Source organism: uncultured Ruegeria sp. (assembly GCF_947497005.1).
Classification (GTDB): Bacteria; Pseudomonadota; Alphaproteobacteria; order Rhodobacterales; family Rhodobacteraceae; genus Ruegeria.
On the sequence record NZ_CANMFF010000024.1, the window covers coordinates 18,456 to 31,691 of the forward strand.

General features: G+C 54.7%; 17 protein-coding genes. 11 read left to right on the plus strand and 6 right to left on the minus strand.

Annotated elements, in window-relative coordinates; translation table 11 throughout:
- Positions 1–295: 295 nt before the first annotated feature.
- From Q0816_RS22740 to Q0816_RS22750, 3 genes are read right to left on the minus strand one after another with little or no spacing between them, the layout of a single operon-like run.
- Entirely contained in the window at positions 296–502 is a 207-nt protein-coding gene (locus Q0816_RS22740; RefSeq protein ID WP_298854938.1) for a hypothetical protein, read from the minus strand.
- Complete coding sequence (locus tag Q0816_RS22745) at positions 499–885, minus strand: hypothetical protein (RefSeq protein ID WP_282121132.1); 387 nt, start codon at positions 883–885, stop codon at positions 499–501. The genes Q0816_RS22740 and Q0816_RS22745 overlap by 4 nt, the downstream gene beginning before the upstream one ends.
- Positions 886–928: 43 nt before the next feature.
- Positions 929–1,198: a hypothetical protein gene (locus Q0816_RS22750; protein ID WP_282170945.1), complete on the minus strand. Its 270-nt coding sequence runs from the start codon at positions 1,196–1,198 to the stop codon at positions 929–931.
- Positions 1,199–1,524: 326 nt separating this feature from the next.
- Here Q0816_RS22750 and Q0816_RS22755 point away from each other — a divergent pair, with 326 nt between their 5' ends.
- The 10 genes from Q0816_RS22755 (at position 1,525) to Q0816_RS22800 (ending at position 8,656) form a co-directional block, all read left to right on the plus strand.
- The gene (locus Q0816_RS22755) at positions 1,525–1,950 is read left to right on the plus strand and encodes a hypothetical protein (protein WP_282121130.1); all 426 of its coding nucleotides are present in this window, start codon (positions 1,525–1,527) and stop codon (positions 1,948–1,950) included.
- Positions 1,947–2,393 carry a hypothetical protein gene (locus Q0816_RS22760; protein WP_298854940.1) on the plus strand — a complete coding sequence of 149 codons (447 nt, stop codon included), beginning with the start codon at positions 1,947–1,949 and terminating at the stop codon, positions 2,391–2,393. The genes Q0816_RS22755 and Q0816_RS22760 overlap by 4 nt, the downstream gene beginning before the upstream one ends.
- A 429-nt stretch (positions 2,394–2,822) precedes the next feature.
- Entirely contained in the window at positions 2,823–3,071 is a 249-nt protein-coding gene (locus tag Q0816_RS22765; RefSeq protein WP_367180568.1) for an SLC13 family permease, read from the plus strand.
- A gap of 495 nt (positions 3,072–3,566) precedes the next feature.
- Positions 3,567–3,833: a hypothetical protein gene (locus Q0816_RS22770; protein ID WP_298854944.1), complete on the plus strand. Its 267-nt coding sequence runs from the start codon at positions 3,567–3,569 to the stop codon at positions 3,831–3,833.
- Positions 3,834–3,871: 38 nt separating this feature from the next.
- Complete coding sequence (locus Q0816_RS22775) at positions 3,872–4,258, plus strand: hypothetical protein (protein WP_298854946.1); 387 nt, start codon at positions 3,872–3,874, stop codon at positions 4,256–4,258.
- An 8-nt stretch (positions 4,259–4,266) separates the two neighbouring features.
- Positions 4,267–4,725 (plus strand): hypothetical protein, encoded by a 459-nt coding sequence (locus tag Q0816_RS22780; RefSeq protein ID WP_298854948.1) that lies wholly within the window; start codon positions 4,267–4,269, stop codon positions 4,723–4,725.
- Positions 4,726–4,741: 16 nt separating this feature from the next.
- Positions 4,742–5,233, plus strand: a complete 492-nt coding sequence (locus tag Q0816_RS22785) for a hypothetical protein (RefSeq protein WP_298854950.1) — start codon at positions 4,742–4,744, stop codon at positions 5,231–5,233.
- Positions 5,234–5,308: 75 nt separating this feature from the next.
- The gene (hflK, locus tag Q0816_RS22790) at positions 5,309–6,376 is read left to right on the plus strand and encodes an FtsH protease activity modulator HflK (RefSeq protein WP_298854952.1); all 1,068 of its coding nucleotides are present in this window, start codon (positions 5,309–5,311) and stop codon (positions 6,374–6,376) included.
- A complete protein-coding gene (gene hflC, locus Q0816_RS22795) occupies positions 6,373–7,392 on the plus strand; it encodes a protease modulator HflC (protein ID WP_298854954.1) in 1,020 nt (339 codons plus the stop codon). The genes hflK and hflC overlap by 4 nt, the downstream gene beginning before the upstream one ends.
- Positions 7,393–7,675: 283 nt before the next feature.
- Positions 7,676–8,656, plus strand: a complete 981-nt coding sequence (locus Q0816_RS22800) for a tyrosine-type recombinase/integrase (RefSeq protein WP_298854955.1) — start codon at positions 7,676–7,678, stop codon at positions 8,654–8,656.
- An 83-nt stretch (positions 8,657–8,739) separates the two neighbouring features.
- On the opposite strand, the gene Q0816_RS22805 is transcribed toward Q0816_RS22800, so the two are convergent.
- Both Q0816_RS22805 and Q0816_RS22810 read right to left on the minus strand, forming a co-directional pair.
- On the minus strand, positions 8,740–9,792 hold the full coding sequence (locus Q0816_RS22805; protein WP_170716562.1) for a ParB N-terminal domain-containing protein: 1,053 nt from the start codon (positions 9,790–9,792) through the stop codon (positions 8,740–8,742).
- Positions 9,789–11,099 carry an AAA family ATPase gene (locus Q0816_RS22810; RefSeq protein WP_298854960.1) on the minus strand — a complete coding sequence of 437 codons (1,311 nt, stop codon included), beginning with the start codon at positions 11,097–11,099 and terminating at the stop codon, positions 9,789–9,791. Before Q0816_RS22810 ends, Q0816_RS22805 begins: the two co-directional genes overlap by 4 nt.
- Positions 11,100–11,472: 373 nt before the next feature.
- Between Q0816_RS22810 and Q0816_RS22815 the strand changes: the two genes are divergently transcribed.
- Complete coding sequence (locus Q0816_RS22815; protein ID WP_170716566.1) at positions 11,473–12,171, plus strand: DnaA N-terminal domain-containing protein; 699 nt, start codon at positions 11,473–11,475, stop codon at positions 12,169–12,171.
- 56 nt (positions 12,172–12,227) lie between these two features.
- Here Q0816_RS22815 and Q0816_RS22820 read toward each other — a convergent pair whose 3' ends face one another.
- A complete protein-coding gene (locus Q0816_RS22820; RefSeq protein WP_298854963.1) occupies positions 12,228–13,235 on the minus strand; it encodes a nucleotidyl transferase AbiEii/AbiGii toxin family protein in 1,008 nt (335 codons plus the stop codon).
- Position 13,236: the final 1 nt, after the last annotated feature.

Here is a 13,236-nt window from a genome sequence, read left to right on the forward strand (position 1 = left end):
GCCCCTGCCATAGGTCCTGTTTGTTGCGTAAGCATTCTGAGGGACTATAATGGCGACGCAAAGGTCGTCTTCGATCCGGTAGGATCGGTCGCATTCCCATCCGTCCCCGTAACTCCTGGAGTGTGCATTCTCAGGCATGAGGGCGTCTGCAGATTGTGCGAACACAGGGAATGCGAATGACGCGAAGATACCAGCCAGAATGTACATTCTTACCGAAAGCCGTTCTGACGGTTTCTTTTTGGGCAATTTTCTAGGTGTCATAACTGGCTCCCTTCTGACCTAATGGCATCGGCTTTTATTCTTGGGTTTCAGTTGCCCTGTTAAGGTCCTGTTGGGTGCGCCACGACTCAGGCCGTTCGTCTCGTAGTGGTGGCACGTCTTCGTTCTCGATAGTTTGGATAGGGTGTCCCGTCAGTTCCGCTGATTGAACGGCCATCGTCATCACAAAAGACAGCTTCTGCAGCGCCATTTCAGCCAACGGTTTTGGTGTGGCATGTTTCATCCCTTTTCCACCGTGTTTTCCGCGCGTTCCGGCGGCTTGTCGACGTCAAGGCCGGCAAGACAAGCTTGAGCGATGTCACGGTCCGGAACATCCGTGCCCGGAATGGTTGCCCAGCCTGTCTCCATGACGGCATCGCGGCGTTTGTAGGTTGTGGCTTTTCGAATAGTGTCAATATGTGCAACCCGATCCGGATCCACGCGTGCCATATCGAGGCAGACCGGCACCATCGCCGCTATGACTTGGTTTCGAGCCATCGCCGTCGCTCTGGTATCTGCGGTTCCGCCAGTCACCCAACCGCCCCATGAAAATCCAACCACACCGACAAAGACCGCACCGATCACGGCCCCATAGATGCTAGGTTTCAGCCATTCAGGAGTGTTCATTTCGAATCCTCCAGCGGAGAAAGCGCCGCCTCGCTATCATTTTTCAGTCTGGGTCAATGCGCCGGTCCCGGCGCAGCGCCGTTTCTAGGTCTTTCTCGGTGATTGGACGCTGTTCGGTGCGACCAATCTGGCTCCCTTTCCCATGGACGACCAAGTAGGTCGCAGTCCGGCGAAAGGCCTCAAAGCTGAGGCTTTGCAAAAGCTCTTCTTCGACGACGATTTCATATTCGCCTGCGGCCAGCTCGTCCGAGTAGCCCGGCAATACAAACGCATTGGCAAAAGTCACCATCGATCTCGACGATCGCGTGCTCATCCCCGACCTCCAGACTGTCTGCGGGTCTTTCCCGCGCCATTGTCACTCACCACCAGATTCCAGGGGCTACATGGTCGAACGAACTCCCTCCTTGTATCTCATGATCATTCGACGGGCGCTGACGCATGTTAGTCTCGGCTACCGGAATGCAATCTACCGAAGGCCCCTGGACCGCCAACTGAACTGACCTGTGTAAGGGCACCGCGACGAGCGATCGCGTAAAATTGGTTAAATCTGAAAATGCTCCACCTGTGTGCGTCCAGAACTTCGTTTTGCCCGGTGCGTACTGGTCAAGAGCTGACCGTCAATAAAAGAGGAGAAAAAAGATGGCTGAAAACAAAGCACTGGGTACTCGCCCACCTGAATTCGAACGCTTTCTCTATGCACCTGTCGGCGAAGACCGGAACGGATATGTCGTGACGGTTCTCTCGGCGCTTGCACGTCTTGGCCTCGATCCCTGGAACGAAACCGCCGAACTCGTGAAGTTGCGGCGGGAAGAAGCCTGCGCGCGGCTTGAGATCCTCCTTTCGAAATTCAGGGACGTTCCCGAGCTAAAGCAGGACCACAATGCCGTCGCGCAGGAATTGAGCCTGTTGCTTCCGGAAAGCCCACGAGTAACTCCTCTGACGCGGGTGAGCTCGACAGTTGCCAATGGTCGCTTGGTGTCCAGCGGTGCAATCTGGACGATACTCGCGATCGTCTTCGTCCTGATACAAATGCTATTCATCAATTCGCCAGGATCAGACGAATGACCTCTGCCCATCAAGCGCCCGTGGACCACCGGCGATCGATTGTGAAACCTGAGGTCACGTCGGCGATCGAAGACGCGTTCCTTTGGAGCCTTGAGGAGAGGTTCTGGACTAGTGGTCTAGATAGCGCGCGCGCGACGACTGCACAGAACGCCGTCATGATCTTTCCCTTTCCGCCCGGCATCCTTCAAGGCGAACAGGTCTGGGACCACTTGCAACGGAATACAGGCTGGCGATCTGTTGTGATGACCGACCGCAATACGACGCTTCGCGGCAGCATTGCAATGCTCGCGTATCGCGTTTCGGCCGAGAAGGCCGGCGTGCCGATCTATGAGGCACTCTGCGCGTCCACATATTTGCAAGATGAGGACAATTGGCTTCGGATTTCGCACCAGCAAACACCCGTGATCCCGACTGAGTTGCTCACCAAATTCGTTTGGTCCTGATCCGTCCAATCCGCGGGCTGAAACAAGGTTTGCAGATCGGCGACAGTTGATAGAGTTGAAGAAAATAACTGCTGGTACGACCTGTGCAGGTTTTAAATGCCTTGTCATGTTCGAGCACCGGCGCAGTGCAATCTGTGGGCGTCGATCTCGCAGATTTCGGGCATGTCCTCCTCCTTTCCTGAAGGAGTGTGTTTGCATCGGGTCCAAAGCACCAGCTACTGCGCATTGTGAAAGGAAAAGCCAATATGTTGATACTCGATTTCCTTTCGGTCTTTCTGATAGCTGCCCAAATATTGGCTTTGTACCTAATCGCCTCAGATTTGATGATGAACAACACGCCGGTCGTCATTGTCTTAATCCCGGTGGCCATTCGATTGGCGCGAAGCCTCATTTTTTGCCGCAACACGCCTGCTGATCCCGCTATCATACATGGCGGTTCTTGGAGGAACTTGCACACTTATCGGGACTACAACCAATTTGCTGGTTGATGGTGTGCCGCAGGCATCGGGAATCGAGCCCCTTTCAATTTTCGAAATTATTCCGGTCGGGGTGGTTGCGGCAGCCACGGGCGGTTTGGCATTGCTCATGCTCGGGCCTTTTCTTTTGCCCGATCGCGGGGATATTGCCCGACTGGGCGCAGACAATGAAACAGCCTTCTTCACAGAGCTTCGTCCGTGAGAGGATTATCTGGGCGTGGGTCAGCGCATGGGCGGAATTTTTGACCTGAACCGGCGAGGCATGGAGATCATTGGTGTCCGGTCGCGATCCGGGGTAAAGTGATCGAACTCAGGGCTATGCGGGTAAAGAATGCCACCTGCGGGCATCACCATTTCCTCCTTTTCAATGTTCTCGGATCTTGGGAGCGAACGTGCCGACTGACCGGGGCCTCCTCTGGCAAGATCAAAATGTTTCGGATTGTTTCGATCATACCCGCATCGCCTGGAGCACGCGCTGACGCAGATCAGCCGGTGTCCAAACTTCTGAAGTCAAGCATCAGGGCAGCTCCAAGGTTCGCCAGCACGGCCCGGGTCCCAGCGGCGCTAACATGGGTCAGCGCGCATCGCCCGGTTCTGGGATAATGTATGATGACCGCAAATGCAGGCTACCTCTCTGCAATCAGGATACGGCAGCCCTTGCAGCGCGGAAGGCACGTATACATCGCGGAGACCGGAGATGGCGCTGCGTTCAATCAGATCCACCGTGACCTTCCCGCGCCCGTTTACCCTATCCGGATATTCGGACGAGCTGCCTGCCGGTGAATACGAAGTATTGGTTGAGGAAGAACTTATCGAGACGCTGAGTTTCCCGGCTTACCGCAGAACAGCGATTTTCCTGACTATAAACGGCAAGGGGCGTTCGCTGGGCCGAACAGAAATGCGGCCAATTACCTGGACCGACCTGGAAACGGCACTTGGCCACGGCATTCAATGTGACACCTGAAGATAGCGAGGCGGCGCTTTGCCGCTGGAGGAACTACAATGACCACTCCCGAATGGCTTAAACCCGGCCTCTACGGTGCCGTCATCGGCGCGGTACTTATTAGTGTAGCTGGATTTTCTTGGGGCGGCTGGGTAACCAGCCGAACCTCGAACGACAGGTCCGTGGCTATGGCCCGTGAACATGTTGCCACCGCATTGGTGCCTGTCTGTCTGGACATGGCCCGATCCGATCCGGAACGGGCTGCCAAGATGGCGGCGATCCGGGCAGCCTCTACCTTCCGGCAGCGAGAGGCCCTGATGGCGGCTGGCTGGGTGACGATACCAGGCACAGAGACCCCGAACCGGGACATCGCGCAAGCCTGCCTTGCAGCCCTTGACGTAAACAAGTCACCGGAGCGTCCGGAAAACACGATCAATGAAGGATGAGCAGCGCCATGTCACCACCTCTGCCTGAAACAACCGATCTTGAACGGCGCGTTCTAGCCCATGAACGGGTTCTCCAGTCGCTCATTGCTTACATGTCGCACACGGAACCGCGTTTTGTTGAGCACCTGAAGAAGCGTTTTGTTGAGCCGATGGCCATGGTGCGGCACGAGCATGACCACCGGAACGCGGATGACTACGCGGAGGAGTTTATTCGCGCCGTGATGGCCCTTGGAGAAACGCAATTGCCAAAGGCGGTGAGCTCCAGCGTACTCGTTAAGCCATTGCACCAACCGGAAAAGAGACAAACTTCGGCACACCCCTATTATCCCACTGCGCAAGCTGATCGTGTCCGTGTCAGAGAGAGGAATGGGATCTGGGAGGTCAAGGTGGATGGCGTATTCCACGGGGACTACCACGACAAGGGCAATGCTCTGGCAGCCGCAGCTTTGGCGCGCTTGTCGCTTTGATGAGAGGACTTCTCCTATGAACGAGCTAGTCAGAAAGTCAATTGCGGTTTTCGCCCGGCCTTTCAGTGTGCCTGACTTCGACGAGAGGCTTCCTGCAGGAGAGTATGACATTGAAACGGAACTGTGTTCACCGCCCGACCAGCTGCACCCGGAAGTCTGGAAAGCATCTGTAGCGGTGAGGCTGCATTCTCCGGCATCCCACCCCGGCCTGGCGAGAACCTTGACCGTTTCACTGGCCGACCTCGATGACGCCCTGGCAAAGGACAAGCTGACCGGAAAAGATCTGGCCGAAATTTTCCTCGAAGAAATGCTGGCAGACCCGATGGTTCGGCTGGTGATGGAGGCCGACGGTGTTTCCGAGATGCAGCTTCGGCATCTCTACGCGGGCGGGCGCGCATCTCAGGCGGACAAAGAGACACGGGATGCGGATACAACAGGTACATCGCCACAAGAAAACTCACAAATACAGGCTGCTGAGAACGAAGGAATGCCGACACAGAGGGAATAAGACACGTGGATCCACCCCGCCGACCGCCAGGGTCTGCGCCGAGTGCCGGTTTGCACGAGCAAGGGAGAAAACGATATGCCCGACCAGAACGGCGGCCCGGAAGACCGTGGGCCATGGCAAAGCAAACAGAATAGCAATCCTCCCGAGATTGACGATATTCTTCGTCAAGGCCGCGACCGCCTGAGCGGATTACTCCCTGAAGGGCGGCCGCCTCTGAGAGGGGTACTGGTTGCAGGAGCGATAGTCTTGGCGGCGGTTGCAGCTTGGTCTTCTTATTACACAGTCCCGAGCGACTCGGTCGCCGTTGTCCAGCGTTTCGGCAAATACATTGCTGAGGTTCCGCCTGGCCTGCATTTCAAATTCCCGTTTGGCATCGACGTTGCCACACTGGTGCCCGTGAAACGGCAACTGAAGCAGGAATTCGGATTCACCACGCCGGGCAGGAGTGATCCCTTCCAAAGCCCGTCAGACGGCCGACGTGAAACCGAAATGGTTACGGGAGATCTGAACGCCGCGCTTGTGGAATGGGTGGTGCAGTACCGGATCTCGGACCCCCTGAAGTTCCTGTTCGAGGTACGCGAGCCAAGCGCGACTTTGCGCTACGTCTCTGAGTCGGTGATGCGCGAGGTCGTTGGAGACCGCACGGTTGACGAGGTCATTACCATCGGCCGGCAAGAGATCGAGAGCGAGGCACTTTTTAAGATGCAGGCTCTGTCCACGAAATACGCCATGGGCATCAGTATCGACCAGGTGCAGCTGAAGAACATCAACCCGCCGGGGCCTGTTCAGGCGTCATTCAATGAGGTCAACCAGGCACAGCAGGAAAAGGAACGCCTGATCAATGAGGCGCGCCGCGAGTACAACAAAGTCATTCCGCTGGCCGAGGGCGAGAAAGATCAGCGGATTCGAGAGGCTGACGGTTATCGCCTGAAACGCATCAACGAGGCGGAAGGCGACGCTGCGCGGTTCACCGCGCTTTTGGCCGAATACGTCAAGGCACCAGAGGTCACGAGGCGGCGGATATACATAGAAACCCTCCAGGATGTTCTGCCCACAATCCTGTCAAAAATCATTGTCGAAGGATCGACTGCGAGCATCCTGCCGCTTTTGAACCTCGACAGGCTTCAGGAGGATCCGTCATGAGCATCAGACTGGGTCTCATTGCAGGGATTGCGGCTGCAGTTGGCGTGATTGCCTCCGGTTCCCTCTACACAGTTGGCGAAGTCGAACAGGCCATTATCACCCAATTCGGCAAACCCGTGGGAGAACCAGTTATAACGGCCGGTTTAAAGCTAAAGCTGCCCATCGTTCAGGAAGTCAACCGGATCGACCGCCGGGTTCTTGAGTGGGATGGCAATCCGTCCGACATGCCCACCAAGGACAAGCTCTACATTTCCGTCGATCTTTTCGCCCGCTGGAAAATCACCGACCCGTTGCAATATTTCCTGCGGCTGCGCGATGAGCGCAGCGCGCAATCCCGACTAGACGATATTCTCGGCAGCGAAACCCGCAATGCCGTCGCAAAACACGAGTTGATAGAGATTATCCGGACTACGAAAGGCCGGATCCCGCTGCGGGACACGCTTCTAACCGATGAGGAGCGTGCGCAGGACATAGGTTCTCTGGTTCCTATCCAGAAAGGCCGCGCACTCGTGGAACAGGAGATTTTCGCAGCCGCCTCAGAGAAGGTTCGTGTATTTGGGATCGAGCTTCTCGATATCCGTTTCAAGCGGATCAATTACAATGAGAGTGTGCGTCCGAAGATCTATGACCGCATGATCTCCGAGCGTCGCCAGATCGCTGAACGTTTTCTTTCCGAAGGCAATGGCGAAGCCGCGCGAATTCGCGGCAACCGGGTTCGCGATCTGAACAAGATACAATCTGAAGCGTATCGCGCCGTCGAGGAAATCCGCGGCGTGGCTGACGCCTCGGCGGCTGCGATCTACGCAAAAGCCTACAACATCGACGCCCAAGCAGCCGAATTCTATGCGTTTACCCGGACAATGCAGGCCTACAAGGACATGATTTCAGGCGGAACGACGCTGGTCCTGACAACCGATAGCGAACTTTTCAGGTTCCTGAGAGGAATGGACGCCGGAGAGCCGTCTGGAAGTACATCTCCTCCCCCTCCCGGCCTGACGGCTGCGGCCGAACGCTGATGAATCGGAGGACAAAGAGATGACGGAAGAACCGGTGGGTTTAGACGAAACGCGAAGCGCCGAACGCCAGATTGCGACCGACACCCGTTGCCGCAAACGCGGTGTTTGGGAGCAGACGCCATCCACACCATCCGCGTTTAATAGGTTCAAAGATTTGGGTTTTCGGCACGTGCATCCGCCGCAAACGCAAAAGTCCAGTTTGTCCGCGTCTTATCGGTTCGCATAGGGCACAACGAATGGCAACTGGTTTACATGTTCACTATTTTTTTCATGACGCCCAAATATGCACGCTCGGGTCAGTTGGGCCAACACATTGCGGGCTTATGAGCGTGATCTGTTATATATCACCGCCTGGAAATCCGCGCGCTTTGGCACGGCGCTGGACTGGCCGGAATCCGAAGCCACCGCCCTCGCCTTCATACTTGATCACGCGCGTGACCTGAGCGACGCACTGGAAACGGATATGGCGCGCGAGACTGCCGAAGCCCTGATCGCGCAAGGGCTGCGCAAATCGCTAGCCTGCCCTGCCCCGTCGACTCTGGATCGGCGCATCGCCTCCTGGCTCGCCTTTCACCGGATGAAGAACCTCCCTTCAACCTTTGATGCGCCGCAGGTCAAACAGGCCCGCGCCAAGGCGCGTCGGGCCGCAGCCCGGGCCCCTGCCCCAAAGTCGCAGCACCCCATCACCCGCGATGTGCTCGAGCGTTTGTTGGCCACCTGTCGGGGGTCTCGACGGGATTGCCGCGACCGCGCCATCCTGATGCTGGGCTGGGCCAGCGGTGGCCGCCGCCGGTCTGAGATCACCGGGCTGATGCGCGAGGATGTCTCGCTGAATGAGTTTGATGCCAAGGGGGTGGTTTGGATTTCTCTGCTTGAGACCAAGACCACCGCCAAGGGCGAGACGCCACGGCTGGTGCTCAAGGGCCGCGCCGCACAGGCGATGATCCATTGGATCGAGGTCGGGCAGATCACGGATGGAGCGCTGTTTCGACCGGTCTCAAAAGCCGATCGGGTTTTGAAGCGCCGCCTGTCCCCGGATGCGATCTACCAGATCGTCAGACACCGATTGAAACTGGCGGGCCTGCCAGAGGGCTTCGCCTCGCCCCACGGGCTGCGCTCGGGCTTCCTGACCCAGGCCGCGCTCGACGGTGCCCCAATCCAAGCCGCCATGCGCCTCTCGCTGCACCGCTCCATGGCTCAGGCACAGAAGTACTATGATGACGTCGATATCGCAGAAAACCCGGCAACGGACTTGCTGGGATAGACCGTTCCTAAATGAAGAAGGCGGTAACCCGTGGGTTACCGCCTTCTAGATATCAAACCTGAGCAAGAGTAACCCGTGGGTTACTACTCGTTCAAAACAGCTTCGAATGCTTCAATCGCTCTCTGAAGTTTGGACCGATCAATCGAAGTAAAGTCTTGGCCAGACAAAATCCTACACTCTCCTTTTCGAGCAGTGATTTTTGAAGCCCCTACGTGGAACTCGTATTTCACGCTCTCGGGTTTTTCACGAGGCATGCCCCTAGTTGTCTCAACCTCATGACCCGCCAAGAAAGCGTCAAGCATCTCGTTTTGCTGACTGGCTGTCGATGCGCCCGCCAATATGTCTCTTAATCCATCAGCAGAATCTGAAGACGCTCGTAGTTTCCGCGCTACCTCAACGCCAAGGTTTCTGGAGACGGCCTTTGGAAACGGCAATGCGCCTTCAAGCTCATTGAGCAGATAGACAAAACTTCGAATATAAGAACGCTTCATCTTATGTAGGGCCGAATACAGTCTACCAACCAAAGCTTCTGCATCCCCTGCCCCCAAATCTGCGTCTTTGGAAGCAAGGATCGCCACTTGTGCCATCTCAGCAAAAGTCAGATCCTCCCGAACAACGTTCTCTTCAACCATGTCGATATAGAGATCAATTCGGTCACTCTGGGACTCGGCAACTCGGGCCGTAACGCTGGAGAAGCGCTCATCACCCGTCTCTTCAAAAAGTTGCTTAAGAGCAGTTAATCGTCTCCAACCCTTCTTGAGCTGGAAGCGACCATCTGAATCCTTATAGATCTCTATGGGCTCCTTCTGACCTCGTTCCTGAATTGAAGCCTTGAGTTCATCCATCTCGTCAGAACTCGCAACGGCTGATAATTCCAAACGATCTCGTGGCAGATCAGAAGTGTGAATTTCATCTATTCCAACGGCAACAAGCACTCGCCCTTCATCCCGAGCTTTACGATATTCCTTGGCATCCGAGGCATTTTGCCGTCGCTGCTCCACGCGATTTTCAGTACTTTCATTCAAACTGTTTGCTGTCTCGCGTACCGCGGCTCCCATCGGGCCTACTTCACGGCGGCGGGTTTTCTTGAGGTCTTTGTCATCAATCGGAGTGAAGCCGAATTTATTACCACTCATTCTACACGCTCCTCAACTTTAGTACGCGCTTCCCAGGCCCGCAGTACGACATCCTTAAACTCGCCATACGCGTTATCAAAAGACTGACGCGCCCTTTTCCAAGTATCCCGAGTCATCTGCCTGTAGTCCTGCTCGTAGACAGACATTTGGAACCTACCTGACTGCTCGACCGCACGCGTCATCTCGATCGGGTTCTGACAGACGTCTGCTCCGAAAACATTTTTGAAGGCATCCATCATCGCGACATGCAGAGAATTGCTGGCCTCAAAGCGGGTCATGAGAACTCTTATGTCATCGAACCTCTTTGGAAGTGTGATGCCGGCGTCCTGAGCAATACGATCGAACCCATTGGTTATATCTTCCAAGGCATCACCCAGCTGACCGAGATAACTCGTGGTGCTGTCATACTCCCAGTATCCTGGGCCAGAGGGAATATAGAGAATGTCAGCGGCAAAGGCCGCATTCAAAGACTGGTATCCAATTGCCGGCGGGCAATCGAAAATAATCAAATCGTACTGGTCGTCTGGTAACTCATCGAGGTATCTGGCGACGCACCCAAAAAAGCTCCATGCCTTATGAATGGATCTATACTGAGCCGAAGCAAACTCAACGAAGGCTGCGTTTGCACAACTCGGTATGATATCGATTGTCGACCATGACGTCCTTTGAATGAAATCTTGCACACGCTGTGCGGCAATCGACTGGACGTCTTCTGGCAACTCGTCAGCGGTGGGGTAGGGGCAGTCGGCCGGATCATCATATTCTTCGGCGATCCGGTTTGCCTCACGGCAAAGATCGCGGCACATAATGCCCCAGACAGTATTCCACTCTCTAACTTCAGACAGACCCATTGAATGCGTGAGTGTCGCTTGGGGGTCGAAGTCCACCACCAGTACACGGTAACCATCAAGCGCAGCCGCATTCGCCAAGTGCTGAGCGACCACAGTTTTACCGACGCCACCCTTAAAGTTCGATACCGCAACTCTCATTGCCCGACCCACTGGCCTTTGGGGCAGAAGGCTTTTACCTCTAAATCTCAGGCGGCGCCTCAACTCGTTTATCTCAGCCAGAGAAAACCATCTTTGCCGCCCATCATCTTCTGTCGCGCCTTGCGGAAGAGACGGATCGTCAGCCAACTTTTTTCTCAAAGTGTCCGCCGGGACATCAAACATGAACTGGCTAATTTCCCAGATCGAAAATGGTCGAAGCACTTTCTCGTCCGCGGGTGAGAAAGTAGCGCGGCGGACGGCAGCCTGTTGGGCCAGGCTTCGTTCGTTCATCGTTTGAAGGTCGGTGTGGTCTCGCATTGTGCTGCTCTTGTTATACTATCGATGTCTCTTAATAACGCGATTTTAGAAAACTACAAAATGTAAAGAATAGAATTTCCGCTTTTTGCCGCTGATTCGACTAAAAACGGGAGGCCATCCCAGAGTCGCGCTATGTTTTGGTGACAGATTGAGTGGGGTTACCAGATATAGGGTGACACTTGACCCCCATTATGGTGACACTAGGATGTCACCTATAACCTATTAACCAAATTTTCTTTTGATTTTGATTAAGGGATTGGTCATCCTGCTTTTCAAAGTCCGTTGACAAACTACGGGATTTCATCACACTAAACCCAATTGATGGAATCGGTCAGCGAAGCCGATCCACTCGAGGCACAGTGGCAGTATCAAAATGGAAATAAAACGATTTACAGGAACTCAAGCCGGATCTCAGAAGTACGATCTGTTAACCGCAATCTCTGTTGCGGGGTTGAGCGGAACGACCGGATTTCAATGTTCGATGATGCGGCTCATTGCGTTGATAACCGCCCGATATAACTGGCGTGCTGATGAGCTGACGGTCGGGCAAAAGGAAATGGCCCGTCTCTGGTCCGTAGATGAACGAACCGTCAAGCGAGAAATCAAGCGGTTGACGGATTACAAAATACTTCTCCAGCTTAGGCCTGGGGTTAGAGGGCGCGTTGCAGCGTACCGACTTAACTACGCGGAAATTTACCGTCTTAGCGAACCGGTTTGGAAAAATGTTGGTTCTGATTTTTCATCTCGTATGGAAACGCAAGCGCCAAAACCAACCGAAAAGATCGTACATGTTCAGTTTGGTCAAGATAAACCCGTGGCGGTTGAACATGAGAAGCATGACCACCAGGATCCGTGGAGCAGGGCGCTCCAACGCTTATCAGAGTCTGAAACGTTGTTGTTCAAGAGCTGGTATCGCGATCTCCAACTTGTTGAAACGCGTGATCAGACGATCACATTGCGTGCGCCTAGCAAGTTCATTGCGCAGTACATTCAGTCACACCATTTGAAACCGTTGCTCGGAGCGATCCAGCTTGAGTTTGGGCGAATTCAAAAGGTTTGCTTACTTGACTAGCCATCTTGAATACAAAGTTCGAATTCTGCGCCTTGACAACAATCAATACGCTGATTTCAGCCGTTGAGGTCCGTCTCGAACACTCCAATGGTATTCAGAATGTCATCGAACAAGGGGGGGTCCCCGATTATCATCTCCTGCATTCCGGCATAGTCCCGGCGCAGCGCAGCTTTCAGCTCAGGATTTGGTAGCAATCTTAAAGATCCGGGCTTGGCATGCTCGTAGTTGGCCCAGGCCGCTTTGAAGAAGACGGATTTATGGTGTGCAACCTGATCTAGCAAGTCGATCTGTTCGATAGCGCGAGGATGGGTCTCGTGTGTGATCAACTGGGCCATATCATAATAATGGCGCGACATGCGGTCAGCCAGAGGTTTGGTGGCGTCCTGATGATAGAGCATATGCAGGATCGTTGCTTTTTCCCAAAATGTGCGCTCAACGCCCAAGACCTTCACATCAACGTCGCCCGAGCTCAGCAGGTCTGGAAAGGCCTGATTCACATATGGCGAAATCCTGCGAGACTCTGCTGGAAGGTGAACTCCACGGGCGCCAAATTCGAACCGCACCACCGGTTGGATGTAACCACTGGTCGCATTTGTCTTGGATGGGTAAGCGAAGAGCAGGGTTTGTTGATCATCAGGATCGACCGACAGGGAAAAGTCCTGGTCCAGCGCGGCGCCAAACTTGATTTTGGTTTCTTTCAGAAGCGGACCAGCGACTACTTTGGTGGCCGTATCCTGAAGCTCCTGCAACAGTTGCTTTTGTTTTTTGCCGGAAAGGGCAGGGTGCTCGGGGTCACGTTCGCCCTCGAACCCAAGTTGCGCCCGGTCGAGGGACAGATCCACGTCTTCCGAGAACCGATGGATGATGTCGTAGGCTTTGGACAGCGATGTCCCACCTTTGAAGATCAAGTGAGCGCCAAAAGAGGGCAGGGCGAATAGATGTTTTAGTGACCAGCAGACCCAGAAATCCTTCTCGACGATTGCTTTGGACAGGCCAAGCTGGGCAGCCGTTTCCTGAAACGCTTCCTCACGGTTCTCTGGAGTATCGTTGGAAAACTGGTCCACG

Coding starts and splice junctions, on each gene's coding strand:
- hflC (WP_298854954.1), top strand. CDS start 6,373: ATGAGCATCAGACTGGGTCTCATTGCAGGGATTGCGGCTGCAGTTGGC.
- Q0816_RS22750 (WP_282170945.1), bottom strand. CDS start 1,198: ATGAGCACGCGATCGTCGAGATCGATGGTGACTTTTGCCAATGCGTTT.
- Q0816_RS22745 (WP_282121132.1), bottom strand. CDS start 885: ATGAACACTCCTGAATGGCTGAAACCTAGCATCTATGGGGCCGTGATC.
- Q0816_RS22780 (WP_298854948.1), top strand. CDS start 4,267: ATGTCACCACCTCTGCCTGAAACAACCGATCTTGAACGGCGCGTTCTA.
- Q0816_RS22770 (WP_298854944.1), top strand. CDS start 3,567: ATGGCGCTGCGTTCAATCAGATCCACCGTGACCTTCCCGCGCCCGTTT.
- hflK (WP_298854952.1), top strand. CDS start 5,309: ATGCCCGACCAGAACGGCGGCCCGGAAGACCGTGGGCCATGGCAAAGC.
- Q0816_RS22815 (WP_170716566.1), top strand. CDS start 11,473: ATGGAAATAAAACGATTTACAGGAACTCAAGCCGGATCTCAGAAGTAC.
- Q0816_RS22805 (WP_170716562.1), bottom strand. CDS start 9,792: ATGAGTGGTAATAAATTCGGCTTCACTCCGATTGATGACAAAGACCTC.
- Q0816_RS22760 (WP_298854940.1), top strand. CDS start 1,947: ATGACCTCTGCCCATCAAGCGCCCGTGGACCACCGGCGATCGATTGTG.
- Q0816_RS22765 (WP_367180568.1), top strand. CDS start 2,823: ATGGCGGTTCTTGGAGGAACTTGCACACTTATCGGGACTACAACCAAT.
- Q0816_RS22755 (WP_282121130.1), top strand. CDS start 1,525: ATGGCTGAAAACAAAGCACTGGGTACTCGCCCACCTGAATTCGAACGC.
- Q0816_RS22810 (WP_298854960.1), bottom strand. CDS start 11,099: ATGCGAGACCACACCGACCTTCAAACGATGAACGAACGAAGCCTGGCC.
- Q0816_RS22740 (WP_298854938.1), bottom strand. CDS start 502: ATGAAACATGCCACACCAAAACCGTTGGCTGAAATGGCGCTGCAGAAG.
- Q0816_RS22800 (WP_298854955.1), top strand. CDS start 7,676: ATGCACGCTCGGGTCAGTTGGGCCAACACATTGCGGGCTTATGAGCGT.
- Q0816_RS22785 (WP_298854950.1), top strand. CDS start 4,742: ATGAACGAGCTAGTCAGAAAGTCAATTGCGGTTTTCGCCCGGCCTTTC.
- Q0816_RS22775 (WP_298854946.1), top strand. CDS start 3,872: ATGACCACTCCCGAATGGCTTAAACCCGGCCTCTACGGTGCCGTCATC.